The 23,590-nt window shown below is 41.0% G+C and carries 26 protein-coding genes, 1 pseudogene and 1 riboswitch; of the genes and pseudogenes, 17 read left to right on the forward strand and 10 right to left on the reverse strand.

What is annotated here, in order from left to right; all coding sequences use genetic code 11:
* Positions 1-116: 116 nt before the first annotated feature.
* The 4 genes from GKC25_RS01165 to GKC25_RS01180 all read left to right on the forward strand — a co-directional run bounded on the left by GKC25_RS01165 (position 117) and on the right by GKC25_RS01180 (position 3,879).
* Complete coding sequence (locus tag GKC25_RS01165) at positions 117-749, forward strand: TetR/AcrR family transcriptional regulator (protein WP_080869585.1); 633 nt, start codon at positions 117-119, stop codon at positions 747-749.
* Between the two features lie 51 nt (positions 750-800).
* Positions 801-1,484, forward strand: a complete 684-nt coding sequence (locus tag GKC25_RS01170; protein ID WP_187704297.1) for a bacitracin ABC transporter permease — start codon at positions 801-803, stop codon at positions 1,482-1,484.
* A gap of 28 nt (positions 1,485-1,512) precedes the next feature.
* The gene (locus GKC25_RS01175) at positions 1,513-2,271 is read left to right on the forward strand and encodes a DUF4097 family beta strand repeat-containing protein (RefSeq protein ID WP_187704298.1); all 759 of its coding nucleotides are present in this window, start codon (positions 1,513-1,515) and stop codon (positions 2,269-2,271) included.
* 219 nt (positions 2,272-2,490) lie between these two features.
* On the forward strand, positions 2,491-3,879 hold the full coding sequence (locus GKC25_RS01180; protein WP_106038472.1) for an amino acid permease: 1,389 nt from the start codon (positions 2,491-2,493) through the stop codon (positions 3,877-3,879).
* 39 nt (positions 3,880-3,918) lie between these two features.
* Here GKC25_RS01180 and GKC25_RS01185 read toward each other — a convergent pair whose 3' ends face one another.
* The 8 genes and pseudogenes from GKC25_RS01185 to GKC25_RS01220 all read right to left on the reverse strand — a co-directional run bounded on the left by GKC25_RS01185 (position 3,919) and on the right by GKC25_RS01220 (position 12,438).
* Positions 3,919-4,800 carry a glycerophosphodiester phosphodiesterase gene (locus GKC25_RS01185; protein ID WP_034664384.1) on the reverse strand — a complete coding sequence of 294 codons (882 nt, stop codon included), beginning with the start codon at positions 4,798-4,800 and terminating at the stop codon, positions 3,919-3,921.
* A 92-nt stretch (positions 4,801-4,892) separates the two neighbouring features.
* Complete coding sequence (gene glpT / locus GKC25_RS01190) at positions 4,893-6,227, reverse strand: glycerol-3-phosphate transporter (RefSeq protein WP_034664381.1); 1,335 nt, start codon at positions 6,225-6,227, stop codon at positions 4,893-4,895.
* Between the two features lie 225 nt (positions 6,228-6,452).
* Positions 6,453-7,223 (reverse strand): SurA N-terminal domain-containing protein, encoded by a 771-nt coding sequence (locus GKC25_RS01195; RefSeq protein ID WP_034664379.1) that lies wholly within the window; start codon positions 7,221-7,223, stop codon positions 6,453-6,455.
* Positions 7,224-7,375: 152 nt separating this feature from the next.
* Positions 7,376-8,863, reverse strand: a complete 1,488-nt coding sequence (locus tag GKC25_RS01200) for a thioredoxin domain-containing protein (RefSeq protein ID WP_316250409.1) — start codon at positions 8,861-8,863, stop codon at positions 7,376-7,378.
* 84 nt (positions 8,864-8,947) lie between these two features.
* Positions 8,948-9,427 (reverse strand): annotated as a pseudogene (locus tag GKC25_RS01205) (thioredoxin domain-containing protein); the annotation flags it as partial.
* A 422-nt stretch (positions 9,428-9,849) separates the two neighbouring features.
* Positions 9,850-11,457, reverse strand: a complete 1,608-nt coding sequence (locus GKC25_RS01210; RefSeq protein WP_187704300.1) for a DUF2326 domain-containing protein — start codon at positions 11,455-11,457, stop codon at positions 9,850-9,852.
* Positions 11,435-11,677: an ABC-three component system middle component 7 gene (locus GKC25_RS01215; protein WP_342689884.1), complete on the reverse strand. Its 243-nt coding sequence runs from the start codon at positions 11,675-11,677 to the stop codon at positions 11,435-11,437. Before GKC25_RS01215 ends, GKC25_RS01210 begins: the two co-directional genes overlap by 23 nt.
* Positions 11,677-12,438 carry an ABC-three component system protein gene (locus GKC25_RS01220; RefSeq protein WP_187704301.1) on the reverse strand — a complete coding sequence of 254 codons (762 nt, stop codon included), beginning with the start codon at positions 12,436-12,438 and terminating at the stop codon, positions 11,677-11,679. The genes GKC25_RS01215 and GKC25_RS01220 overlap by 1 nt, the downstream gene beginning before the upstream one ends.
* Positions 12,439-12,866: 428 nt before the next feature.
* Here GKC25_RS01220 and GKC25_RS01225 point away from each other — a divergent pair, with 428 nt between their 5' ends.
* The 7 genes from GKC25_RS01225 (at position 12,867) to GKC25_RS01255 (ending at position 16,952) form a co-directional block, all read left to right on the forward strand.
* Positions 12,867-13,127, forward strand: a complete 261-nt coding sequence (locus GKC25_RS01225) for a metal-sensitive transcriptional regulator (protein ID WP_003217059.1) — start codon at positions 12,867-12,869, stop codon at positions 13,125-13,127.
* A 125-nt stretch (positions 13,128-13,252) separates the two neighbouring features.
* Positions 13,253-13,735, forward strand: coding sequence for a DsrE/DsrF/DrsH-like family protein (locus tag GKC25_RS01230; RefSeq protein ID WP_106043272.1), 483 nt, complete (start codon positions 13,253-13,255; stop codon positions 13,733-13,735).
* A gap of 14 nt (positions 13,736-13,749) precedes the next feature.
* Positions 13,750-14,103, forward strand: coding sequence for a rhodanese-like domain-containing protein (locus tag GKC25_RS01235; protein ID WP_106043274.1), 354 nt, complete (start codon positions 13,750-13,752; stop codon positions 14,101-14,103).
* Between the two features lie 47 nt (positions 14,104-14,150).
* Positions 14,151-14,711: a sulfurtransferase TusA family protein gene (locus GKC25_RS01240; protein WP_095285907.1), complete on the forward strand. Its 561-nt coding sequence runs from the start codon at positions 14,151-14,153 to the stop codon at positions 14,709-14,711.
* A 14-nt stretch (positions 14,712-14,725) separates the two neighbouring features.
* A complete protein-coding gene (locus tag GKC25_RS01245; protein WP_187704302.1) occupies positions 14,726-15,853 on the forward strand; it encodes an MBL fold metallo-hydrolase in 1,128 nt (375 codons plus the stop codon).
* Between the two features lie 33 nt (positions 15,854-15,886).
* The gene (locus tag GKC25_RS01250) at positions 15,887-16,117 is read left to right on the forward strand and encodes a sulfurtransferase TusA family protein (protein WP_034664361.1); all 231 of its coding nucleotides are present in this window, start codon (positions 15,887-15,889) and stop codon (positions 16,115-16,117) included.
* A 58-nt stretch (positions 16,118-16,175) separates the two neighbouring features.
* On the forward strand, positions 16,176-16,952 hold the full coding sequence (locus tag GKC25_RS01255; RefSeq protein ID WP_187704303.1) for a sulfite exporter TauE/SafE family protein: 777 nt from the start codon (positions 16,176-16,178) through the stop codon (positions 16,950-16,952).
* A gap of 35 nt (positions 16,953-16,987) precedes the next feature.
* Here GKC25_RS01255 and GKC25_RS01260 read toward each other — a convergent pair whose 3' ends face one another.
* Positions 16,988-17,164: a hypothetical protein gene (locus GKC25_RS01260; protein ID WP_003216908.1), complete on the reverse strand. Its 177-nt coding sequence runs from the start codon at positions 17,162-17,164 to the stop codon at positions 16,988-16,990.
* A gap of 333 nt (positions 17,165-17,497) precedes the next feature.
* A complete protein-coding gene (gene proS / locus GKC25_RS01265; protein ID WP_095285912.1) occupies positions 17,498-18,931 on the reverse strand; it encodes a proline--tRNA ligase in 1,434 nt (477 codons plus the stop codon).
* A gap of 397 nt (positions 18,932-19,328) precedes the next feature.
* Positions 19,329-19,428: riboswitch (purine riboswitch) on the forward strand.
* 77 nt (positions 19,429-19,505) lie between these two features.
* On the opposite strand from proS, the gene GKC25_RS01270 reads away from it, so the two are divergent.
* The 6 genes from GKC25_RS01270 to GKC25_RS01295 all read left to right on the forward strand — a co-directional run bounded on the left by GKC25_RS01270 (position 19,506) and on the right by GKC25_RS01295 (position 23,555).
* The gene (locus GKC25_RS01270; protein WP_095285913.1) at positions 19,506-20,678 is read left to right on the forward strand and encodes an MFS transporter; all 1,173 of its coding nucleotides are present in this window, start codon (positions 19,506-19,508) and stop codon (positions 20,676-20,678) included.
* Between the two features lie 249 nt (positions 20,679-20,927).
* Entirely contained in the window at positions 20,928-21,386 is a 459-nt protein-coding gene (locus tag GKC25_RS01275) for a MarR family transcriptional regulator (protein WP_034664352.1), read from the forward strand.
* Positions 21,387-21,497: 111 nt separating this feature from the next.
* Positions 21,498-21,743 carry a hypothetical protein gene (locus GKC25_RS01280; RefSeq protein ID WP_034666639.1) on the forward strand — a complete coding sequence of 82 codons (246 nt, stop codon included), beginning with the start codon at positions 21,498-21,500 and terminating at the stop codon, positions 21,741-21,743.
* Complete coding sequence (locus GKC25_RS01285; protein ID WP_034664351.1) at positions 21,740-22,201, forward strand: DUF523 domain-containing protein; 462 nt, start codon at positions 21,740-21,742, stop codon at positions 22,199-22,201. Before GKC25_RS01280 ends, GKC25_RS01285 begins: the two co-directional genes overlap by 4 nt.
* A 37-nt stretch (positions 22,202-22,238) precedes the next feature.
* Positions 22,239-22,526, forward strand: a complete 288-nt coding sequence (locus GKC25_RS01290; RefSeq protein ID WP_252067806.1) for a hypothetical protein — start codon at positions 22,239-22,241, stop codon at positions 22,524-22,526.
* 201 nt (positions 22,527-22,727) lie between these two features.
* On the forward strand, positions 22,728-23,555 hold the full coding sequence (locus GKC25_RS01295; protein WP_034664349.1) for an aldo/keto reductase: 828 nt from the start codon (positions 22,728-22,730) through the stop codon (positions 23,553-23,555).
* Positions 23,556-23,590: the final 35 nt, after the last annotated feature.

The raw sequence follows: 23,590 nt of genomic DNA on the forward strand, positions 1-23,590 counted from the left end.
TTATATAAAGAACCTATATTGACAGTTTATCATGAAGTAGATTAAAATACATACCGACGGTCGGTATTTAAGAGGAGGCGTTTCATTTGGCCAGAAATAAGTATCCAGAAAAGACAATCCAGCAAATTTTAGATGTGTCGACGAAGCTGTTTCAGGAAAAAGGATTTGAAAAGACGAGTTTGCAGGATATCATCCATGAATTGAACATGTCTAAGGGTGCTATTTATCATCATTTCAAATCGAAGGAAGAAATATTACGTGCCGTGATGGATCGGCAATTTCGTCATGCGACAGAGAAGCTTGAAGATCTGATTGAGCATACAGAGGCAGTTCATGCAAAAGAGAAGCTGCAGCTTATTTTAGAGAAGCTTGTGGCAGATCCACAGTCTCACTCAATTGATGGAATCTTAGTTGATCAGATCAAAAACCCGCAGTTTGTGGTGGAAGGGATGAAGGCAGGAGTAAATCAGGATGCGCTTAAAATTAAAAGGCTCATTCTAGAAGGAATTGATGATGGTTCGATGAAGACTGCTTTTCCTGGTGAAGTGGCAGAAGTGTTTATGCTTCTCGTGAATATATGGCTGAATCCAACACTATTTGCTCGTGATCAACAGGAAACTAGTCAGCGTTTGCTGTTTTTACAACAGATGATGAAAGGGCTTGGAGTGGATGTAGTGAGTGATCTATTTATTCAAAAGGTCACAGCGCATTATGCTGGAATTGGTGGATATGATCAGCCTGGAACCTAAATGGTCAGATAAGAGACAAAAAGAAAAATTCATTTCATAGGAGGATGCCTTATGCTTCACTACATAAAACTTGAGCTAAGAAAAAGCCATATGAAACATTATATTCAAGCTAGTATGATTGCAAGCATTGTACTGCTGGTGTTTATTTATTTTGTCGCGTTTGTTGCACAGGTTGAACAGGAAATAGGTTTTCAGCAATATCCGAATATCTATTTGTTGACCAGTATAGTATGGATGATCTTTTTTTCGATCGTCACAGCCTTGATGTATTGTCGAGTGATGGTGACTGCATTGAAAGAGCATGAACCTCATTCATCAAGTCTGAAAGCATCACTCCTTTCGAGAATGGTCTGGATGCTGTGCTTTTCTACGATTGCAATGCTGTGTAGCATCATTCCCTCATTTGTTGTGTTTAGTGTCACTGAATCGTTCTTCCCCCTTGTTCAGGATGCGCTGACAGCTGATGTGATGTTCACTGTGATCAAAACGTACCTAGTGTTTACTTGTTGTATCAACGGTATTGGCATGATTGCGATGAGAGTGGGGTTAATGAAGAAATCTACCTCCATGACCATTCTGACTGCGATTGTTCTATGTGCTGTTTTAGGAAACCTATTAATTGCTTTTTATGGAAATGATCAAATGAATTTCATTCTGTCAGGAGTCATGATCGCAGCCGTTCTCATTGTGATCTTGGAATTATGGGGCAGTATCATCCGGCTTCAAGGGAGATGAGCCGCGTTGAAAAAAGGAGGGAGACATTGTGGAGCATACGATTCAAATTGAAGAATCGGTCGTAGAATTATCGCTGGATTGGCTATTGGGAGAGGTGCGTATTCATCATCATGATCATCCTTATCTATTCATTCGTCAAACGACCAATCAAGCTTTTCCCAAACGCTATTTGCTGCATCATCAGGTAAGAGAAGGACGTTTAGTCATTCAAGATAGACGAAAAAGAATACTCAGCTTAGGGTTTCACCTTTATAAAACTGATGTAGATATTTATCTTCCTAAACAACAATTACAGTCCATATCTCTTCGTTGTAAAGGAGCAAATCTTCAGGCAGAGAGGCTGAAGGTGGAAAATGTCTCTTGTCATTTAACTTCTGGAAAGACGATGCTATCAGGTGAAATCAAGCATCTCCATTTAGAGACAGTAGGTGGACTTATTTCTAGTCGGCAGCTGGTCGCGCAGAGATTATTACTGCACGCCACATCGTCAAAGGTTGAGTTGACGGGTGCTTTTTTGGACGTTGATCTGCATGTAACAGGTAGAAGGATACAGATTCATTCTACAAACATGCTAGATTCACTTAAATCTACTTCAACAGGAGCAAATGTCAAAGTGGCGATACCGGAAAATGATGGGTTTACTTGTTATGTAAAGAAAAGATCCGGCGCTTTCCGGAATGACTTTTCTTGTCATCGAGAGAAGGAGAAAATGGTGCATAAAAATGGATTGCGATCCTTTGAGGTTGATATAAGAGGCGGTCAGTTCCTATTAAGTCATCAGATTTGAAATGACTTTCACCCTTTGATTCAATATATCAATATAAAACAATTTGAACATCTCTTTATGTCGGAATATTTTGATAATAGTGTTTCCCTCAAAAAAACAATTGTTTTTTAAGGGTAGATTTATTATGATAATATACAACGAAAGATTGATGTTTCTCAATCAGAATGAACATTCTGATTTTTATTTTTTATGTTGTTTGTTGATGAGGGGGGAAGAAAAGTGGCTCAAAAAGAATTAAAGAGAGGGTTAAGTGCCCGCCATATTCAAATGATCGCACTCGGCGGCACGATTGGTGTTGGCTTATTTATGGGGTCAGCCAAGGCCATTCAATGGACAGGTCCATCGGTTCTTCTAGCGTACGCAGTATGTGGTATCTTTATTTTTTTTATTATGCGTGCGATGGGAGAAATGTTATACGTTGAACCGAGTACAGGTTCATTTGCTACATTTGGTCATCAATATATTCATCCGCTTGCGGGGTATATGACAGCTTGGAGTAACTGGTTCCAGTGGGTCATTGTCGGGATGTCGGAAATTATTGCAGTAGGCGCTTATATGAAATATTGGTTCCCAGACCTGCCAGCGTGGATTCCAGGTTTAATCGCGATGATTATTTTGGGAGCGGCCAACTTGATTTCGGTTAAATCGTTCGGTGAGTTCGAATTTTGGTTTGCAATGATCAAGATTGTGACGATTATTTTGATGATCATTGCAGGTCTAGGCATTATTTTCTTTGGATTTGGAAATGGCGGGACGCCTATTGGCTTGTCTAATCTGTGGGCGCACGGCGGGTTCTTTACAGGTGGATTTACCGGATTCTTGTTTGCGTTGTCGCTTGTCATTGCTGCCTATCAGGGGGTAGAGCTGATTGGGATTACAGCAGGTGAAGCACAAAATCCAGAAAAGACGCTGACCAATGCCATCAAAAGTATCATCTGGCGTATTTTGATTTTCTATATCGGTGCGATCTTTGTCATTGTGACAGTGTATCCTTGGGATCAGCTGAATACCCTTGGCAGTCCATTTGTGGCGACGTTTGCGAAAATTGGGATTACAGCAGCTGCTGGTATTATTAACTTTGTCGTCATTACAGCAGCGATGTCAGGCTGTAATAGTGGGATTTTCAGTGCGGGACGTATGCTTTATACATTAGGTGTGAATGGACAGGCGCCTGCTTTCTTCACCAAAATTTCGAAGAATGGCGTGCCGTATTTTGGGACATTTGCTGTGCTGATTGGTCTAGCGATAGGAGTTGTCCTCAATTATGTTGCGCCACCAAACATTTTCGTCTATGTGTATAGTGCGAGTGTACTTCCTGGTATGGTGCCTTGGTTTGTGATTTTGATTAGTCATATCGGCTTTAGAAAAGCGAAGGGATCTGCTCTTGATCAACATCCATTCAAGATGCCGCTAGCGCCGTTTTCTAATTATTTAACAATCGGTTTCTTACTGATGGTGCTTGTGTTTATGCTTATTAATCAGGATACGCGTATTTCTCTGATTGTGGCAATTGGGTTCTTGATTGTAGTAGCGCTTAGCTTCTTTGTCTTTGGGATTGGGAAACGGAAACCGATCGAAACAGCTTCTTCTGATCAAACGGTAAAATAATCAAAGGCCTTGCGGGATGGACCGCAAGGCTTTTTTTGTTTAGAGTGAAGCTTTCACACGGTTAAAGACATCTGGAAAGTTGGTGAAAAGACCGGTGACGCCGTATTGCAGTAAACGGGTCATGTCTGCTTCGTTGTTTACCGTATATGGGTGGAGGAGGAGTCCGTGGCTTCTGACCTGCTGTACGTTTTCAGGTGTCAATGCTCTAAAGTTTGGCCCGACACCCACTGCATAAGATTTGATGAAGTCGAGTTGATCATCTGTGATGGACGTCATTTGGGTTCTGTCTAATAGCTGTACTTTTGGAAGGCGTGGAGCTAGTTTCTGTAGTTTTAGCAGGCTGTCTTGACTAAAGGACTGGATGATGACCTGCCCTTTTCTCGTATGTTTTCCGAGAAGATGATGTTTCTTTAAGGCGGCCAATAGTTTCTCTTCCATTTGCGGATAAAGGTCCGGTTTTTTTGTTTCAATATAATAATTCTCTCGTTTGCCGAAATAGCGCAGCACCTCATCTAATGTGAGTACTCGCTGTCCGATATAGTTGGCATTTTGTCTGTCGGGATTGACTTCGTTAAACCATGTACCGGCATCAAGCTGTTTGATTTCGGCAAGTGTGAGGTCTTTGACCCAGCCTGTTCCGTTTGTGGTCCGGTCAACGGTTTCATCGTGCATGACGATGAGGTGTCCATCCTTTGTCATTTGAAGGTCGAGTTCGAGGTAATCCACATTCATCTTTGTGGCGAGTTTGTAGGAAGCCAGGGTATGCTCTGGTGCATACCCTGATGCTCCGCGGTGTGCAACGGTTAGAATACGATCTGGAGATAAAAGATGTTCATGTGCCGATATGGTGGTCGGCACCCACGCAAAAGACAGTAAAGCAAAAGAGAGCAACACGAAAGCAAGTAATCTACTTTTCTTCATATTTTATCCTCCTTTTACGGTAACTGCCTTCATCATAAGAAATAGATGTAAAGGGCATGTTGGGTGGATATGAATCTTTTATGTGATTTTCATTAAGCTTGCTCTACGCGCTTCCCTGTATTCCATGTCATCGCCAGGAAGACAATCGCAAGCACACAAGAACCAACCAGTAAAATGAAGCCTCCTGTCCAGTCATAGTGATCTACGACGACGCCCATCATCGCATTGGCAAAGGCAGAGCCGCCAATATAGCCAAAGAAGCCAGTGAGTCCGGCCGCAGTGCCAGCCGCTTTTTTAGGAGCGAGGTCAATGGCTTGAAGTCCAATGAGCATGACAGGTCCGTAAATCAAAAAGCCGATGCTGATAAGGGCGATGTTATCGACCATTGGATTGCCAGCAGGGTTTAACCAGTAAACGAGCACCGCAATTAACACCCCAGCCATAAAGAGGACGCCCGCTGGTGCACGGCGGCTTCTAAAGAATCGGTCACTGATCCAGCCGCACAACAATGTCCCCGGAATGCCTGCATATTCATAAAGAAAATAAGACCAGCGTGAATGCTCTGGTGAAAAGCCCTTTGCTTCTGTTAAGTAGGTCGGCGCCCAGTCCACGACACCGTAACGGACGAAGTACACAAAGACATTGGCAATGGCGATATACCAAAGGAATTTATTGTTGAGTACATACTTAAATAAAATCTCTTTCACTGTTAATTCTTTTTCTTGATCTTCATACTGCTGTGCCGGATAGTCATTGCGATATTCCTCGATTGGCGGAAGGCCAGCGGATTGCGGGGTATCCCGGACGAGTAGAATGATCACGATAGAGACGATAATGGCAATGATGGCAGGGAAGAAAAAGATACTTTTCCATGTCGCAAACAGCACGATCCCTAAGGTGATGAGCGGTGCAAGAATTCCCCCGCCGATATTGTGAGCGACGTTCCAAATGGACATTTTCGTTCCACGTTCACTAACCGAAAACCAATGCGCCATCGTGCGTCCGCATGGCGGCCACCCCATGCCTTGGAACCAGCCGTTTAAAAACATGAATAAGAACATGATCCATACACTTGACGTCACCCATGGAAATGAGACAAATAGGATATTGATAAGGGCTGATAGAAAGAGTCCGGTGGCTAAAAAGTATCTTGGGTTACAGCGGTCTGAGATCATCCCCATGATGAATTTACTAAAGCCATAAGCGATAGAGACAGCTGCGAGTACAAAGCCTAATTCACTTTTCGTGAACCCTTCTTCCTGTAGATAAGGAATGGCAAAAGCGAAATTTTTGCGCAGCAAATAGTAGCCCGCATACCCGATAAAGATGCCTAAAAAGACTTGCAGCCGCAGCCGCTTATAGGTCTCATCTGTTTTGGCATCATCGAGCCTGTCGATATGCGGAGCGGGTTTAAACCATTTGAACATAAAGATCCTCCTCTTGTCGTTATCCGATTGACTGAAGCAAAAGTACGAGATCGGCGTTTGATCTTGTACTTTTTAAGAGACAAAAGAATTGATAGCGCTTTCTTTTGTACTCCCATCATATCGGATGGAAGAGACGTTTATGATGAGGCTTTTGTCATAATTTTGGAAAAACAGTTCATCAAGTAACGAAAAAAAATCCGCACAATGGCGGATTTTTCTTAGCTGTTACAGAGATACATTAATTTTCGCAGATTTCTTTAGTTTTTCAATTTCTTTTTGTACTTCTTTCTGCTTTTCTTGAGATTCTAGCTGTTTTTTAATTTGTGATTTAACCTCTTTGTATTCAGGTGCTTTTTGCTTTTGTTTTTTCATTTCATCTGCGTATTGATCATAGTACGCTTTGACATCCTTTTCAGAGACGGACGCTGATTTGATTTCTTTGTCGACATACTGGCTGTATTTGATGCTGTCGGCAATGTCACTTTTCAGCTGATCCATTGTGAGTCCGCTTTTCTTAAGAGCTTCTTCAAATTGAGCGTTGTCTTTGAATTGTTTCTTTTCTTCTTTTAGCTGTTTATCTACCTGCTTGTCAGAGGCTTTGATGCCCTTCTTCTCAGCATCTTGCAGGATGAGCTCTTGACCTACGAGCGCATCAATGGTTTGTTTCTTGACTGCTTTTGCGCCTTCTTTAGATGTTGGGTCTTGCCCTGATTGTTGAAGCTGGCCTTGAATGGTCGATAAAGCACTATTATATTCATTACCTGTGATTTTGTCTTGGTTGACGGTCGCAACGACCTTTTGATCATCGATTTTTTGTGCGTCTAATTTCTTTTGCATCTCTTCCATTTGCTTTTGCTGTTCTTTTTGGTCAGCCTGTGTTGTTTCCTTGTTTTTGGCTGAATCGTTTTGCTTATCTTGTTTGGTATCGTTTGACGAGCAGGCTGCAAGCCCAACAGATAACAAACAAGCGATGAGTGTGTATGATACCTTTTTCATCATTTTCTCTCCCTTCGGTATGAGAACATCTAGTGCGCATTCTAACCGTTTTTTAGGAAAAATAAAACCGTACAGACAATTTGTTAGCGGATTGACATGTTTTTTATCTGTTTGTCCTCATTTTGTCTTCTCATAGTCATCTTATGACAAACTCAATCGTGGAATAATTGTTCCATCGCCTCGTCGATATTGGTAATGGGCTGGCGGCAGCTGTAGTTTTCACAAATATACACAGTGGTTCTGCCATCGATTGTTTTGTAATCTTTTGTAAAGGGTGCGAGCTGCGCTAATTCCTGCCCTGTTTCGGCAGTCAATATGATATCAAATGGCATGAAGCGTTTCCGAAGCGCCTGTAAAAGTCGTTCTTTTTGAGGATCACCGTTTTTCCCGAGAATGATGATCTCTCTTTTTGTTGCATATTGACTCAAGAGTCCTTGCAGAAACGCTGTGTGCCCGCTTGGATAGGAAGAGACATCGACATAAAAAGCTTTGAACATCTGCTCTAATGTGTCCAGCCAGTCCTGACGTCCGGTCAGTCTGCTTAGCGTGAGAAGCTGCTTGAGTGCGGTGCTGTTACCAGAAGGCATGGCGCCGTCGTACACTTCTTTTTCTCGAACGAGGAGCGCTTCCGCATCTGATCCTGAGAAGAAAAAGCCCCCTTTTTCCTTGTCCCAAAACAGCTCAAACATGTTCTCAGCTACTGTTGTGGCTTTTTCCAGCCATTCTCGTTCAAAGGTTGCTTCGTATAAGGACATATAGGCAGAAAGCATATGCGCATAATCCTCGATAAAGCCAAGATGCTTCACGTCACCTTCTCTATAGCGGACCATGAGCCGCTCATGTTGGACGAGGTGTGTTTCTAGAAAAGACATCGCCTGCTTCGCCATGCGGATGGCTTCCTCTGTACCGAATACCCTTCCTGCTTTGGCGAGCGCAGAGATCATCAGCGCATTCCAAGATGTGAGCACCTTGTCATCGACAAGCGGTGCGGGCCGCTGCTGTCTGACAGATTGTAAAATGTGCCGGGCAGATTGAAGCTTGGACTGAAGCGTATGGTCGTCGATCGAGAAAGAGGCTTTGATGTCATCAAAAGAGGTTGAAATGGTATGAGGGATGTTCGCCCCTTCAAAGTTCCCCTCTTCAGTGATGTGATAGACTGCGCAGAACAAAGCGCCGAGGTCCTCGCCTAAATGAGTCATGATCTCATCTTTTGACCAGACGTAATATTGTCCTTCTTTCCCCTCAGAATCTGCATCTATCGCTGAATAAAAGGAGCCGCCCGGATTCATCATATCTTGTTTAATAAAGTGGATCAGGTGTTGGACAAGCTTTTCATACTCAGGCTGTTGAGTAAGCTGATATGCTTCTGTGTAAGCTTCCATCAGCAAGGCGTTATCAGACAGCATTTTTTCAAAATGAGGCACAAGCCATTTTTCGTCTGTTGAATAACGAGAAAAACCTGAACCCACATGGTCGTATATACCGCCATTTGCCATTCCATCTAACGTTTTCGTGACTGCATATAGCGCATTTTCCTGCCCAGTCCATTCGTAATAGCGCATCAAGAATGAAAGCATATGAGGTGCAGGGAATTTTGGCGCAGAGCCGAACCCGCCGTGCAGCGTATCAAAGCTGCTCATGAGCTGGTAATAGGCTTTGTGGATCGCCTCTTGAGTGAGCGTACTTTCTGTCTGCCCTGCTGCTTTGATCCGCAAATTATTTGTCGCCTTCTCTGCCAACGATTCGATATGATCGCGGTCGTTGTGATACGCATCCAGCAGTTGCGTCAGTGCTTCAATGAAACCAGGACGTCCGTAAGCACTTCTCTTTGGAAAATAAGTCCCCGCATAAAAAGGCTTTTGATCAGGCGTGACAAATACATTCAACGGCCAGCCGCCTTGCCCCGTCATCATCTGACAAACAGACATATACATAGAATCGATGTCTGGACGCTCCTCACGATCGACTTTAATCGAAATGAAATGCTCATTTAAGATGTCAGCGACTTGCTGATCTTCGAAGCTTTCGTGTGCCATGACGTGGCACCAGTGACAAGTGGCGTAACCAATGCTGACCAATATAGGTTTGTTCTCTTTCTTTGCTTTATAAAATGCCTCTTTTCCCCATGGATACCAGTCAACTGGGTTATGCACGTGTTGAAGTAAGTAAGGAGATTTTTCATTAATCAATTTGTTCTCTGCCAAGGAATCACCTGCTTTGAATTAGTAAAATTATTATGAATTTTAACATCTATTGCCTAACGTAGCTGAAATTTCGAATTTGTTTTATTTACTGATTTAAAAAAGCATATCCTTTAAGATATGCTCAGATTGTTGACAAAGGGCTAAAATGATCTTTATTTTAGCCCTTTGTCTTCTTTTCAGCGTGATAGAAAACCTTTGCAGTCTAGGAAGGACGAGTAATGGCGCGGAGCGAATTTGACATTCGTGAGCACCAGCGCGCAGGACTGACAACGAATGCGAGGGTTTGTCTACACGCTGAGCATATCCTTTAAGATATGCTTTAATTAAAAATGTATAATGAGAAAAACCCCCTAAACATAAATTGTTAAAAACTAATCTCAAACATATTTTATATAGTAACCTTAATTTTAATGATAATATGTTTATTTGTCTCTATTTCTCCAATCTATTTGAGTTAATAGATTATGTTGTGTAAGGTGAATTACTGTATTAATTTTTATTATATCTTGAGTTTTTTGATTATATATATTTATAAAATCAATTGCTATAAACACTTGTTTTGACATTGAGTTATAAAAATAAATTAAACGCTCAACAACTTCTTTCTCAATATTTTTAAAGAGAACAGAATCGTGTATAATAAAAGGTAATGCGGTCAAACGTAAAATTGCTAAATCGAAAATGATTAGGTTTGTATATGCTTTGCCTGTTCCAGTATTTTCAAAAAAATTATAATCATAGTTACTATAGTTAAGTTCTATTTCGGGCGCTGTTCTTTTGTTTTCATAAATGAAATTATTTATTTCTGTTAATTGAACATTAATATCATCTGTAAGTCTAGTAACTATCTTTTCCTTAATTTCATTAAGTAGCGTAGTTTTAGCAACAATGCTTGTGCGTATTTCTTGAAAATTATTATAATGATCATTTTCTGATTGGAGATTCTTTAATTCTGAAGAATACTCGATTACTTGATCCATAAACAAAGTAGATTCCTCAGTTTGACTGAGAATTGCCTCCATCTTTTGATTTATTTCGATAATTTCATCACTTAATAATTTTAGCTTTTCTTTAATTTCCTTTCTAGCGTTTCTCAGCTCCTTACTTAAAATAGAATTAATCCCGTTGTGAAAATCTTCAATAGATTCCAATTTTTTCATATTTATCTTAGGGAAAAATTCCAAGAGATTCTCAAAATCAATGGATGCTGATAGTTCTCTTTTTTTTGAAGTTCTATGTAATCTGGATCTGTAGTAATCCTGTTCTTCTAAGAGCTTTTTCTTCTGAACCTTTAATTGAACTAATTCATCAGAGACAATTTCAGAAAGGTTAATAAAAGGGCTATATGCATTTTTACTTAATTTCTCAATTTTTTCTTTAAGAAAATTAATTTCTTTTAAGTTTTTTTCATATTTTCTTTTTGATATTTTGGGGATTAAATCTAATTTCCCTGCTTTATTTAAAATTTTCTTTGATTCGTCTAACTTTGATAGTTCTTTATCTTGTTCAGCTATTTTATCGTATTCGTTAAATAGTTTTATTAATTTGATTACTGTCTCAATATTTTTTTCGGAATGATGATTGTGGAGTGGTCTTCTAACGTCATAGTTATTTTTCCCCCATACTCTAGAAAAAGTGCTTACTGCACTTCTAAACTTTATTTGTTCGGACTCTAGATTATAGCTTTCTTTTAAAAATTCTCTATAATTATCTAATTTTATGGGAACTAGTTTTTCAAAATTTTGATTGCTTTCAAAGACTATGTTAGGATCTTTCGTACTTCTAATAAAATAAAATGCAGTTTCTTTAAACTTAAAAGTAGCTTCAAAATCATGATCACCAAATTTAGTAATAAAATCTTTATTATGTGATATATAAGTATTACCACCAAAAATAAAATCTAATATCATCAGTAGAGTTGACTTACCAATTGAATTAGCTCCTTGGTTATCTCCTAGTACAACATTTAAACCTTGATGAAACTTTATTATTTTTTCTTTAAATATTCTACTTCTGATCTCCACTAACATAGGTAGCCTCTCCTCTACTAAATTCTACTTCTATGGCATCAAGTAGGTATAGCACATCGAGTGATAAAACGAATTCATCTATTTCTTCAAAGTGGCTTCTAGTATTTCTGAATAAGTCCTCTATAGTCAAATATTTTTGTTCAGTTATGTGTTCAAGTATAAAAATCATCTTACCAATAATAGACTCATTTAAACTTATAATCTTATTTGGAACAATCACTAAAACACCTCACAATTCTGAATGAAAAAGGAAATTATTATGCTGCAAGCACCTAATGAGCTATTTTCAGTTTTCTTAGATAGCCATTCAGTAAGTTGTTCATAAATCACTTCCTGAGAAGTCTCTGAACGGCTAATAATTAAATAAAAAGATTTGATTTGAGTTGCTATTAAATCAAAAGAATTTGGATACTGTTTATCTAATAGTTTAAATTGCTGTTGTATATATAAATAATAATCAGTTATTTCGTTCCTGATTTTTCGAGTAGTAATACCAGTTAGCGTTTTATCTGCTTTCTGGTCAAGTTTTAAAGCGGTCAAACTTAAAGTATTAATCGGTACTTGGTTAAATTCACCCTCAATAAGTAATTTAATAACCTGTTTTATTTCTGTTTCAATTTGATAATCATGATACTTTTCTCTTGTTAAATTCTTTATCAATATGTTTTTCTTAATACTTAATACTTTTCTATATTCTTCAACAGTCCTCGGGTTGTCGAATTTTTTGTGACAATCTCCACATAATGCAATTATATTACTCAAATTATTTACATCTTTATGTAATCTTTCTTCATTTTTTAATAACTCAATCTCTTCTGTTGAAGGATTTAATGGATATATGTGAGCACCTTCAAATAACTTTTTATTTCTTCCATTTTTCTCATACATAAGTGATTTTGCGCAAAGTGGACACATATTTTCCACTTCAGATAAAAGGATTGCATTTTGATTATCTGTAAGTTTTTTTCTGTTGGGCTGCATTAAAAAACACCTTCACCTCTAATATTCAAATACATTTTTAAACAGTATTCGACATAAATTACCCAGACCCTCTTTTTTCCTATAATTTTCTCGGAATTGTTATTTGGTAATTTAATGAATTTAGTTGAGAAACTTTTTTAACTTCTAACAATTGAAATATAGGCTGTTTAAACTGAAATGGGTATATAGACATGCTTGTGTTCTGTTATTTAATTTTTGCATCAGGATAGCCAAAGGGGGTAGGGGGTTTTTCAGTGATGATAGTTAGGCTTTTTCATAGGTGCCAAGCGGCAGCTCTTCATTAGCACCAATATAGTGATGTAAAGTCATATGTGTATCCTCTTTTCTTCAACATAAAAAGAAGGGCAAGTCGTTTGACTAAATACCTCTTAGGGTATACTATCTGTCATAGAAAGGAGTGCTTATTCATGGAATATAATCAACAGATGAAGAATCGTCTTCGCCGGATTGAAGGGCAGATTAAAGGGGTTCTTGCGATGATGGAGCAAGGCAAAGATTGCCGCGAGGTGGTCACGCAGCTGTCTGCATCACGTAATGCCATTGATCGGGCAATGGGTGTGATTGTGAGTACAAATCTTGAGCAATGTGTTCGTGAAAGTCTTGAACAAGGCAAGGATACGGAAGGTCTTGTGAAAGAGGCAGTTGAGCTATTGGTGAAAAGCCGGTAAGAAATTCCTCAGCCTTTGGAGGTTGACGGATTTTTTTACTTGATGTAATATACCCTTACCGGTATATGTATATATATTTTTTATTTTTATATACCCCCATAGGTAATATTTGAAGGAGGAGCAGAATGGAAGAACAGAAAAAACGTACGACGATTGTGTTATTCAGTGGAGATTATGATAAAGCGATGGCAGCTTACATTATTGCCAATGGTGCAGCAGCCTATGATCATGAGGTAACCATTTTCCATACGTTTTGGGGGCTGAATGCCTTGCGTAAGGATGAGATGGTGCCAATGAAAAAAGGATTTTTAGAAAAAATGTTTGGGAAGATGATGCCGCGCGGGGCTGATCGAATGGGGCTGTCAAAGATGAATTTTACAGGGATGGGGCCGAAAATGATCAAGCATGTGATCAAAAAGCACAATGCTATGACCTTGCCGCAGCTCATTGATATGGCAAAGGAACAGGATATCAATCTTGTGGCATGTACAATGACGATGGATCTTTTAGGATTACAGGAGAAAGAATTATTAGATGATATTCAATATGCTGGTGTAGCGGCATATTTAGCAGAAGCTGAAATCGGATGTGTGAATTTATTTATCTAGTGAGGTGATACAGGATGGTGCAGACGATTTTACTCATCATCGTGATTGGATTACTCGTGAGCCGCTTTCTGCCGGTACGAGGTGTGAAGCAAATGGATGCAGCCCATATGAAAAAGAAGCTGAAAAGCAAAGGTCAACAGCTCATTGATGTGCGCTCTCCTAGTGAATTTCAAACAAACCATATCAAAGGCTTTCAAAACATCCCGTTGTCTCATTTGAAGAAACGAGCTTCTCAGCTTGAGGAAAATAAAGAGGTCTATGTAATATGCCAAAGCGGAATGAGAAGTATGCAGGCGGCGAAAATATTGAAGAAGCAGGGATTTACTCAAATTACAAACATTAAGGGTGGCATGAATGCTTGGCATTAAGTGCGCATAAAAATATACCCCTACCCCTATATGAAGGAGGACATGACATGCAGCAACCAACTGTCATTTTAGATGCAAAAGGACTGGCATGCCCGATGCCGATTGTGAAAACAAAAAAACAAATGAATGAGCTTTTGCCCGGAGATGTACTTGAAGTGCAAGCCACCGATAAAGGGTCAGCAGCGGATCTAGCGGCTTGGTCAAAAAGTGCCGGCCACGAATTTTTAGGAACAAAAGTAGAAGGTCAGGTGCTTCATCATTTGATTCGTAAGGGCGGAGAACAAGAGAAAGAAGGGAAGTTCATGATTTCGGAAATGTCTTTGGAGACTTTTCAACAGAAGGTAAAAGAAGATCCATCTTTGTTTGTTTTAGATGTACGAGAGCTGGATGAATACGAGGCGGGTCATATTCCAGGAGCTGTTCACATCCCTCTTGGTGAGGTTGAACAACGTGCGGAAGAATTGAGCCGGGAGATGGACATTTACCTTATCTGTCATTCAGGCAGAAGAAGTGAATTAGCTGCGCAAAATTTAAAAGAAAAAGGATTTCATCAATTGATGAATATAGTGCCTGGCATGAATAGCTGGACAGGACCGATTGAAAAATAGGAGCTGAATGAAACATGACGGTAAAAGCGATGACAGCAGAGCAGTTAACAAAAAAGATCGTGAACAAAGAGCCGCTCTTTTTGCTAGATGTGCGAAATCAAGCGGATGTTCAGGACTGGAAGATTGAAGGGGAAGCAATAGTCGATATGAATGTGCCTTATTTTGAACTCCTTGAAGGAGTAGAGGGCATTTTATCTCACATTCCTTATGACCGTGAAGTGTTGGTGGTTTGTGCCAAGGAAGGCTCCTCTATCATGGTGGCGGAGATGCTGTCAGAGGCGGGCAGAACGGTCCATTATTTAGAAGGCGGTATGAAGGCGTGGAGCGAGCATCTAGAGCCAGTGAAGATCGGGGATTTAACCGGCGGTGGAGAGTTGTATCAATTTGTGCGGATGGGCAAGGGATGCTTGTCTTATATGATCATGTCCAATGGAGAAGCTGCAATTGTAGATGCAGCTAGAATGACGGATGTCTATATCCATTTTGCTAAAAAGCATCATGTCTCTATCACGCAAGTGTTGGATACTCACCTTCATGCGGATCATATTTCTGGCGGGAAAAAACTGGCTGAACAGACTGGTGCCAGCTACTGGCTGCCGCCAAAAGATGCAGAAGAAGTGACCTTTGAATATAAACGGCTTGAAGAAGGACAGCGGATGACGATTGGAGCGGCTTCCATTGATATTCACCCCCTTTACTCGCCGGGGCATACGATTGGTTCAACATCTTTTATCGTGGATCATCAATATCTTCTTTCAGGTGATATTTTGTTCGTTGATTCGATTGGAAGACCTGATCTCGCTGGAATGGCGGAGGACTGGGTAGGTGATTTGAGAGAAACACTCTATGACCGATATAGAGCACTTTCGAAAGAATCCATTGTTTTGCCAGCACATTTCATGATCATGGATGAAGTCAATGAAGACGGAAGCGTTTGGAAGGAGCTAGGCGTTCTATTTGAAGAAAATCATGGACTGAATATTGAAGATGCAGACGTATTTAGACAAATGGTCACGAAGAATCTGCCTGCACAGCCAAACGCCTATCAAGACATTCGTCAAACCAATATGGGGAAGCTGAACCCAGACGATGAAGCGCAGCGTGAAATGGAAATTGGTCCAAACCGTTGTGCGATTCGGTAATGTCCAATAAAATAAGAAGAGAGGAACAATCAAATGACATCAGATCAAATATTAGATGTAACAGGGCTTGCATGCCCAATGCCGATTATTCGAACGAAGAAAAAAATGAATGACTTGACGGAGGGTCAAGTTTTAGAAATACATGCAACAGATAAAGGGGCTAAAGCTGACTTGGCAGCATGGGCGAAGTCAAGCGGACATGAATTGATCACGCAGACGGATGAAGGACATGTGCTGAAGTTCTGGGTGAGAAAAGGGTCCTAAAGGATGTAGGGGTATCTGCTGAAGATCCCCTTTTCCTTTTGCAAAGGAGGAGACCAGCGTGGATTTTGCGTTTTTGATTACACTTTTTATCATCGGATGTATTGGTTCCTTCTTATCAGGAATGGTGGGGATTGGAGGATCGGTGATCAACTATCCTATGCTGCTTTATATCCCGCCACTGGTCGGTGTGATGGCACTATCGGCTCACGAGGTATCAGGGATTGGTGCTATTCAAGTGCTTTTTTCGACGCTGGGTGGGGTATTGGCCTACCGAAAAAGCGGATATTTACATCGATCGTTGATTTTATATATGGGGAGCAGTATATTGGCGGGCAGCTTATTAGGCAGTTATGTCTCCCACTTTATGCCAGAGAGTGGGATGAATCTCGTCTATGGATTGCTCGCGGTAGTGGCTGTGATCCTCATGCTGATTCCAAAAAAGGGACAGCGTGCAGACTCAGAGGGAGAAGTCACTTTTCATAAAGTGCTTGCGGCAGGTATTGCCTTTGTGATTGGCAGTGTTTCCGGGGTGCTAGGCGCGGGTGGAGCATTTATATTGGTACCGGTGATGCTGTCTATTTTAAAAATTCCTGTCAGGATGACGATTGCGTCCTCACTTGCGATTACGTTTCTATCTGCTATCGGTGCATCGACTGGAAAGGTATTGACGGGTCAAGTTATGCTTCTTCCTGCGGTTGTGCTGATGCTGGCAAGTTTAGTAGCTGCTCCGATTGGTGCTAAGGTCGGTCAGAAAATCAATGCCGTCTACTTGCAATGGGCACTAGCTGTGATGATTACGGCGACAGCGGTCAAAATTTGGCTTGATTTATTATAAAGAAAAGACCAACAAAGCAAACGTGTTGGTCTTTTTTATTTGACGTCATCGTGCTCGATATATGTTTCAAGAGCTGGGTGAAACTCTTTTTGATAATGAAGGTTGGGGCACGTTTTCACGACTTTGCCTTGCAGGGCATTGGACTTAGAGACTTCTAATGCAGTTTTACATTTAGGGCAGCGTTCGGCAAACAGTGAGGGCCAGCGCTTCATATATCACCACTCCAGTTAAAGTCTTAAAAACCGATTATATTAATATGAATTATAGGGGATCGTGCAGGTGAGGTCAATGGGTGTTTGGGTCTTTTTAACAAAAAAAGAAGCCTCAGCGTGTAGACAAACCCTCGCATTCGTTGTCAGTTCTGCGCGCCGATGCTCACGAATGTCAAATTCGCTCCGCTTCGGTGCTCGTCCTTCCTAGACTTCAAAGGTTTTCAGGTCACGCTGAAAAGAAGACAAAGGGCTAAAATAAAGATCATTTTAGCCCTTTGTCAACAATCTGAAAGAAGCATCGTGAAGGATGCTTCTCTTTCGTTCCTATTCTTCTTAATAAGCTTTCGCCCAGAAGACCATATCAGATGCAGGCTTTCCGCAGCAGACACATGTGTCTGAAACGGATTCCTGTTCAAATGGGATACAGCGTGAGGTCGCCCCTGTTCTTTCTTTAATGTCGTTTTCACAGCCTTCGTCACCGCACCACATGGCTTTAATCAATCGGTTTTCTTCTGAAAGAATGTGCTCAATGTCTTCAATTGTGTGAGCTTCTGATGTTTTTTCATGTAATCGTTCTTTCGCCTTTTCGTACATCGTCCGTTGAATGTCTTCAAGCGTGGATGTGATGGTTTGTTCAAGTGCATCTAATGTGACAGCTTGCTTTTCACCAGTGTCTCGTCTTGCGAGCATCACTTGTCCTTTTTCAATATCCTTTGGTCCCACTTCTACACGTAAAGGAATGCCTTGCATTTCACATTCGTTGAACTTCCAGCCTGGCTGTTTATCGCTTGCATCGATGTCAGCACGTGCGATGCGGGTGAGTCGATTTTTCAATTCGTAGGCATGATCGAGCACACCTTCTTTATGAGAGGCGATTGGCACGATCCGCACTTGGGCTGGCGCAATGTTTGGCGGAAGGACAAGCCCTCTGTCATCGCCGTGCACCATAATCATGGCGCCGATAATTCTTGTGGTGAAGCCCCAAGAGGTTTGCTGGACATGCTCTAGTTTTCCTTCACGGTTTAAGAATTCAATGCCAAATGCTTTGGCAAATCCGTTCCCGAAGAAGTGAGAAGTGGCCGTTTGCAGCGCTTTTCCATCATGCATCAAGCTTTCGACCGTATAGGTGAAGCGGGCACCAGCGAATTTTTCCTTCTCTGTTTTTCTCCCTTTAATGACAGGAATGGCAAGGAGCTCTTCGCAAAGAGAAGCGTAGATGTGAAGCATTCTTTCTGTCTCTTCAATCGCTTCTTGCTCAGTCTCATGGCATGTGTGTCCTTCCTGCCATAGGAATTCAAGCGTTCTAAGGAATGGACGTGTGGTTTTTTCCCAGCGGACGACATTCGCCCATTGGTTATAAAGCTTCGGTAAATCACGGTAGGAATGAATGATATTTTTGTAATGCTCAGCGAACAGTACTTCAGAGGTTGGTCTGACGCAGAGCCTTTCCTGTAATTCGGATTCACCGCCATGTGTGACCCACGCCACTTCAGGAGCGAAGCCTTCGATATGGTCTTTTTCCTGCTGCAGCAGACTCTCTGGGATAAAGAGCGGCATATACACATTCTCATGCCCTGTTTCTTTGATTTGGCGGTCAAGTTCGTCGCGAATATTCTCCCAAATTTTAAAGCCGTATGGCTGAATGATCATACTGCCTCTGACGCTTGAATAATCGACGAGGCGCGCCTTTGTGACAACATCTGTATACCACTGGGCAAAATCGTCTTCCATGCTTGTGATTTTTTCAACAAATTGTTTCTTTGACATTGCATGTTCCTCCTTTGTAAAAACAAAAAAGCTGTGCTTTAAGTTAGGGACCATTCCTGGTGGTACCACCCTAATTTAAAGCACAGCTTTACACTCGATCATGATAACGGTATGAACCGCTGTATGAAACAGAACTAAATCGGCAGGTTCACTTGAAGATGTCAGTAGGAACTTCTCAGCACCGTTCCCTCTCTGTTAAAGGTCAATTCAAGCTACTATTCCAGATCTAAGTTGATCAATGTTCGTTGATTTTTCATCAGTTTACCTGTAAATGCAGGAGAAAGCAAGTTGTACTGGGGTTTCTTGTCATGCTGCTCTGAGTGCTTTTGTTTGATCGTGAATTTGCAGTCATTTCCTATTTTTACAGCTTGCCAGTTATGTAAGCATATGCTACTATATTTGAAGAAAAAAATAGACTTGTATAACCTCAATAATATGGTTTGAGGGTTTCTACCAGGATCCGATAAATCCTGATTACAAAAGCGCGCTTTCCTTTTTTGTAATCAGGGTTTTTTTGTTTGTCTGCACCCTGTATCAAAAGTGAAAGCGATGATATAGAGAAGGGATGTTAGACATGAACTGGAGAGTATATTTATTAGCCGTTTCTACTTTTGCGGTTGGATTAGTTGAGCTTGTGGTTGGGGGCATTTTGCCAAGCCTTGCAGAGGATTTGAATGTATCTCTTGCAACAGCTGGGCAGCTCATCACCGTATTTGCCATTGTGTATGCCATTTCAGCACCCGTGCTGCTGACCGCCACAGCCAAAATCGAACGAAAGCGTCTTTATTTAATCGCGTTATTGGTGTTTACATTAGGAAATGTGTTCACATATTTTAGTTCAACCTTTGCCCTTGTCATGATCTCTAGGGTATTGATCGCGATGAGTACAGCGCTTGTGGTGGTGTTGTCACTGACGATCACTGCTAAATTGGTGGAACCAGCGCATCGTGCGAAGGCATTAGGGCTGATTTTTATTGGGATTAGTTCTTCACTTGTTCTCGGTGTACCGATCGGTATTTTTATTACAGAGAGCTTTGGCTGGAGAGTGATGTTTTTAGGAATCAGTATTCTATCAGCCATATCGATGGTTCTGATCTATTTCCTATTGGAGAAAATGCCTGTTGAAAAAGTCACACCTCTTAGAGAGCAAATTCGTTCTTTAGGGCATCCGAAAATTTTTAGTGCACATTTGATCAGTTTGTTTATGCTTGCAGGTCATTATATGCTTTATTCTTATTTCACTCCGTTTTTAATGGAAGTTCTGCATATGACCCCGTTCTGGATTAGTATTTGTTATTTGGTCTTCGGGCTTGCTTCTATTGGCGGGAATGGATTTGGCGGCTGGCTTAGTGACAAGCTGGGTTCAGGGAAAGCCATTTTGCTGGTGACAATAGCGTTTGCGGTTGTGATGTTTATCATTCCTTATACTGCGGGTGTGTTTATCCTCTTTATGATCATGGTTGTCCTTTGGGGAGCGCTTAGCTGGGCATTAACGCCTGCCTTGCAGAGTTATTTGATTCAAACAGATCCTGTCACGTCTGATATTCAGCAAAGCTTAAATACATCGGCCTTGCAAATTGGTATCTCAATTGGATCAGCGGTTGGCGGTGTCCTGTTTACGATGACCGGTTCATCTGTTGATCTGGCGAAATTCGGTGCAGTTTTTGTGCTGATTGCCTTTAGCTGTGCGGTGATTTCGTTGAAGAGACCGCCACTTTATATGGATCGTCAGCATCGTGCTGAATAGCTGCCTCATGATAGGCAGCTTTTTTTCTGTTCTATATTATTACAACATCACACGAAAAGAGCCTTTCTATTCATGAATTATAGCAAATAAAAGAAAGAGGAGATGTGACATCATAGATCATCTAGTAGAAAAGTACATACACCATTTTCAGGTGTAATGGCCTGTTCTTTTTCTCACACTGACATTTCTTTTGACTCCTCTTTTAATTATTAGTACCATTTTATTAACCAGTTAAGAGTGGAGGTTCAGATGGAGACAAAAGAGCAGATTGTATTAAAAGCGATTCAAGATTTGATTATGCATAGAGAAAAGAGACGGAATGATCCAACAGATCCACTGATTACCACGACTGATACACTCAAACAAGATTGGACACTCACACAGCTTCACATATTATCAATGATTCAAGCCAATCCAAACGAATCAAATAATACATTTCTTTCTCAACAACTGAAGCTATCAAAGCCCGCTATTACAAAGGCTGTGAAAAAACTAATTGATAAAGGCATGGTGGACTATTGCCACCGGCAAGGGGATAAGAAGTCCGTCTACTATTCATTGACAGAGAAAGGCACGCAATTGGCAGCGCTGCATGATGAACTACATGAAAAAGCCGTCGCGTCCTACTTAGAATTTCTCCAGCAGTTTCATGAAGATGAATTACAAGTGATTGAGCGCTTTTTGAAGGCTTGGAAAGAAAAGATATAGATTAAAAAAACCGAAACCATCGTAGAAAATGAGATGATTTCGGTTTTTTATATGGTAAAATTAACATATATTGACGTTATTCGTGATCATGCTCAAAAGGAGGGAGCTTCTTTGGAGAAAGAGATGATGGAAAATTTTAAAAAGTCCGCCACCATCATGCCGTTCGTTGGATTGTTTGTCAGCTTGCTATTATATGTTTATTTTTTTGGCATTACTGGAGTTGAAGGGTCGATTTGGGCTGCTGCTTTGTATTGTGCTCTGCCCTTTTTGGTGTACACGATATTTTGTTTGCCGATAAGTATTTATTTTTCGGTCAGTAGAAAACGTTCAATCCATAAAAATGAGGAACATTCATGATTGTGGTCAGCGCTTGTCTTGCTGGGTTGAAGGTCCGGTATAATGGCAGCCATCGATTAGATCAGCGAATCGAAGAGCTTGTGCAGGAAGGAAAGGCTGTGACAGTTTGTCCTGAACTGCTTGGCGGTTTTTCTACGCCTAGACCACCGGCAGAAATCATTGGCGGAGATGGATATGATGTTTTACGGGGGCAGGCTGCTGTTGTCGATGTTCATGGAACTGACGTCACAGAGATGTATGTAAAAGGTGCAAAAGCCACGCTGGAGCAGGTTCAGTCTCTGAAAGCAACAGCGGTTGTGCTAAAAGAGTACAGCCCTTCTTGCGGTAGCCGACTGATTTACCAGGGAGAGTTTAACGGTAAGACAAAAGCTGGTGATGGTGTGACGTCCGCCTTGCTGAAACAGCATGGAATTCAAGTGTTCTCCGAGGAGGATGATTGGACTTCATTGTTTCAATAGGTGTGGCGTGGATAGAAGGAGGAGCTAGGTTGAAAAAGTGGACATTGGTGTAGGTGTAGTGGTTTTAATAGGAATAGGTATTTATTTTATGATCAATGCCAAAACATACTCTTTTGATGATGTGACCTCACTGGATAAGAATAAGGTGACTTCGATTCAAATTGAGCATGACAATGAGCAAGTTGTGGTAGATAAGAAAGAAGATATTCAAAAGCTGCTGAATGAATTTTCAGGTATGAAATTAAAGAAGGCGAATGGCGCTAAAAAAGAAACAAAAGAGTCTTATTGGATTAGGGTGTTAGAGGAGGGCAATGTTACATACTGAATCGTCTTTTATGATCAAGCTTATTTAGAGACATATGATGGTTCTAAAACGAAAAATAAGATCAGCGAATACCAAATCGTTGACGCCAATCAAGTCGATATAGGACAATATATCAAATAACACCAGCGAAAGTTCATGCATGATCAATAGAAAATTCGGGTATAGTGCATGGTAAGTAAAAATGAAGCGGAGGTTTGTTTGATGAGTGGATTAACAGATACAGTCACATTAGCAAACGGAGTAAAAATGCCGAAGCTAGGCTTTGGTGTATGGCAGGTAAAAGATGGGGAAGAGGCTGTAAATGCAGTCAAAGACGCTCTTGAAGCAGGCTACCGCAGCATCGATACCGCAGCGGCCTATCAAAATGAAGAAGGGGTAGGCAAAGCCATTCAGCAATCAGGCATCTCTCGCGATGATCTGTTCATTACGACAAAGGTCTGGAATCGTGATCAAGGCTATGAAGCAACACTTGAAGCCTTTGAAACAAGTATGAACAAGCTTGGGCTAGATGTTTTAGACCTTTATTTAATTCATTGGCCAGTTGAAGGCAAATATAAAGAAACATGGAAAGCACTAGAGAAGCTGTATAAGGATGGACGCGTTCGAGCCATCGGTGTGTGTAACTTCCATCAGCACCACCTAGATGATTTATTAGAAGAGGCAGAAGTTGTGCCAATGGTCAATCAAATCGAGCTGCATCCAAAGCTGACGCAGGAGCCTTTACGAGACTACTGCAAGGAGAAAGGGATTCATGTAGAAGCGTGGTCACCATTAGGCAGCGGGAAGCTTCTGAACCATCCTGTTCTTCAGGATATTGCGAAAAAACATGACAAATCCGTGGCACAAGTCATTCTTCGCTGGGACTTGCAGCATGGTATTATCACCATTCCAAAATCTGTGACGAAGAGCCGAATCATCGAAAACACACAAGTCTTCGATTTCGAGCTGTCCGCACATGAGATGGGCGTCATCGATCAGCTTAATGAAGATGAGCGCACAGGTCCAGATCCAGATAACTTTGATTTTTAATCGAAAGAAAAGCACAGGTGAGATGCCTGTGCTTT

Origin of the sequence: Bacillus pumilus, assembly GCF_038738535.1 — a bacterium.
Lineage (GTDB): Bacteria > Bacillota > Bacilli > Bacillales > Bacillaceae > Bacillus.

Bases quoted from the DNA above. Each gene is read 5' to 3' on its own strand.
- GKC25_RS01220 (WP_187704301.1), bottom strand. From the start codon at position 12,438: ATGCAGCCCAACAGAAAAAAACTTACAGATAATCAAAATGCAATCCTT.
- GKC25_RS01295 (WP_034664349.1), top strand. From the start codon at position 22,728: ATGAGTGGATTAACAGATACAGTCACATTAGCAAACGGAGTAAAAATG.
- GKC25_RS01275 (WP_034664352.1), top strand. From the start codon at position 20,928: ATGGAGACAAAAGAGCAGATTGTATTAAAAGCGATTCAAGATTTGATT.
- proS (WP_095285912.1), bottom strand. From the start codon at position 18,931: ATGTCAAAGAAACAATTTGTTGAAAAAATCACAAGCATGGAAGACGAT.
- GKC25_RS01170 (WP_187704297.1), top strand. From the start codon at position 801: ATGCTTCACTACATAAAACTTGAGCTAAGAAAAAGCCATATGAAACAT.
- GKC25_RS01285 (WP_034664351.1), top strand. From the start codon at position 21,740: ATGATTGTGGTCAGCGCTTGTCTTGCTGGGTTGAAGGTCCGGTATAAT.
- GKC25_RS01240 (WP_095285907.1), top strand. From the start codon at position 14,151: ATGCAGCAACCAACTGTCATTTTAGATGCAAAAGGACTGGCATGCCCG.
- GKC25_RS01260 (WP_003216908.1), bottom strand. From the start codon at position 17,164: ATGAAGCGCTGGCCCTCACTGTTTGCCGAACGCTGCCCTAAATGTAAA.
- GKC25_RS01200 (WP_316250409.1), bottom strand. From the start codon at position 8,863: ATGAGCAGCTTTGATACGCTGCACGGCGGGTTCGGCTCTGCGCCAAAA.
- GKC25_RS01185 (WP_034664384.1), bottom strand. From the start codon at position 4,800: ATGAAGAAAAGTAGATTACTTGCTTTCGTGTTGCTCTCTTTTGCTTTA.
- GKC25_RS01250 (WP_034664361.1), top strand. From the start codon at position 15,887: ATGACATCAGATCAAATATTAGATGTAACAGGGCTTGCATGCCCAATG.
- GKC25_RS01270 (WP_095285913.1), top strand. From the start codon at position 19,506: ATGAACTGGAGAGTATATTTATTAGCCGTTTCTACTTTTGCGGTTGGA.
- GKC25_RS01235 (WP_106043274.1), top strand. From the start codon at position 13,750: ATGGTGCAGACGATTTTACTCATCATCGTGATTGGATTACTCGTGAGC.
- GKC25_RS01245 (WP_187704302.1), top strand. From the start codon at position 14,726: ATGACGGTAAAAGCGATGACAGCAGAGCAGTTAACAAAAAAGATCGTG.
- GKC25_RS01225 (WP_003217059.1), top strand. From the start codon at position 12,867: ATGGAATATAATCAACAGATGAAGAATCGTCTTCGCCGGATTGAAGGG.
- GKC25_RS01195 (WP_034664379.1), bottom strand. From the start codon at position 7,223: ATGAAAAAGGTATCATACACACTCATCGCTTGTTTGTTATCTGTTGGG.
- glpT (WP_034664381.1), bottom strand. From the start codon at position 6,227: ATGTTCAAATGGTTTAAACCCGCTCCGCATATCGACAGGCTCGATGAT.
- GKC25_RS01210 (WP_187704300.1), bottom strand. From the start codon at position 11,457: ATGTTAGTGGAGATCAGAAGTAGAATATTTAAAGAAAAAATAATAAAG.
- GKC25_RS01230 (WP_106043272.1), top strand. From the start codon at position 13,253: ATGGAAGAACAGAAAAAACGTACGACGATTGTGTTATTCAGTGGAGAT.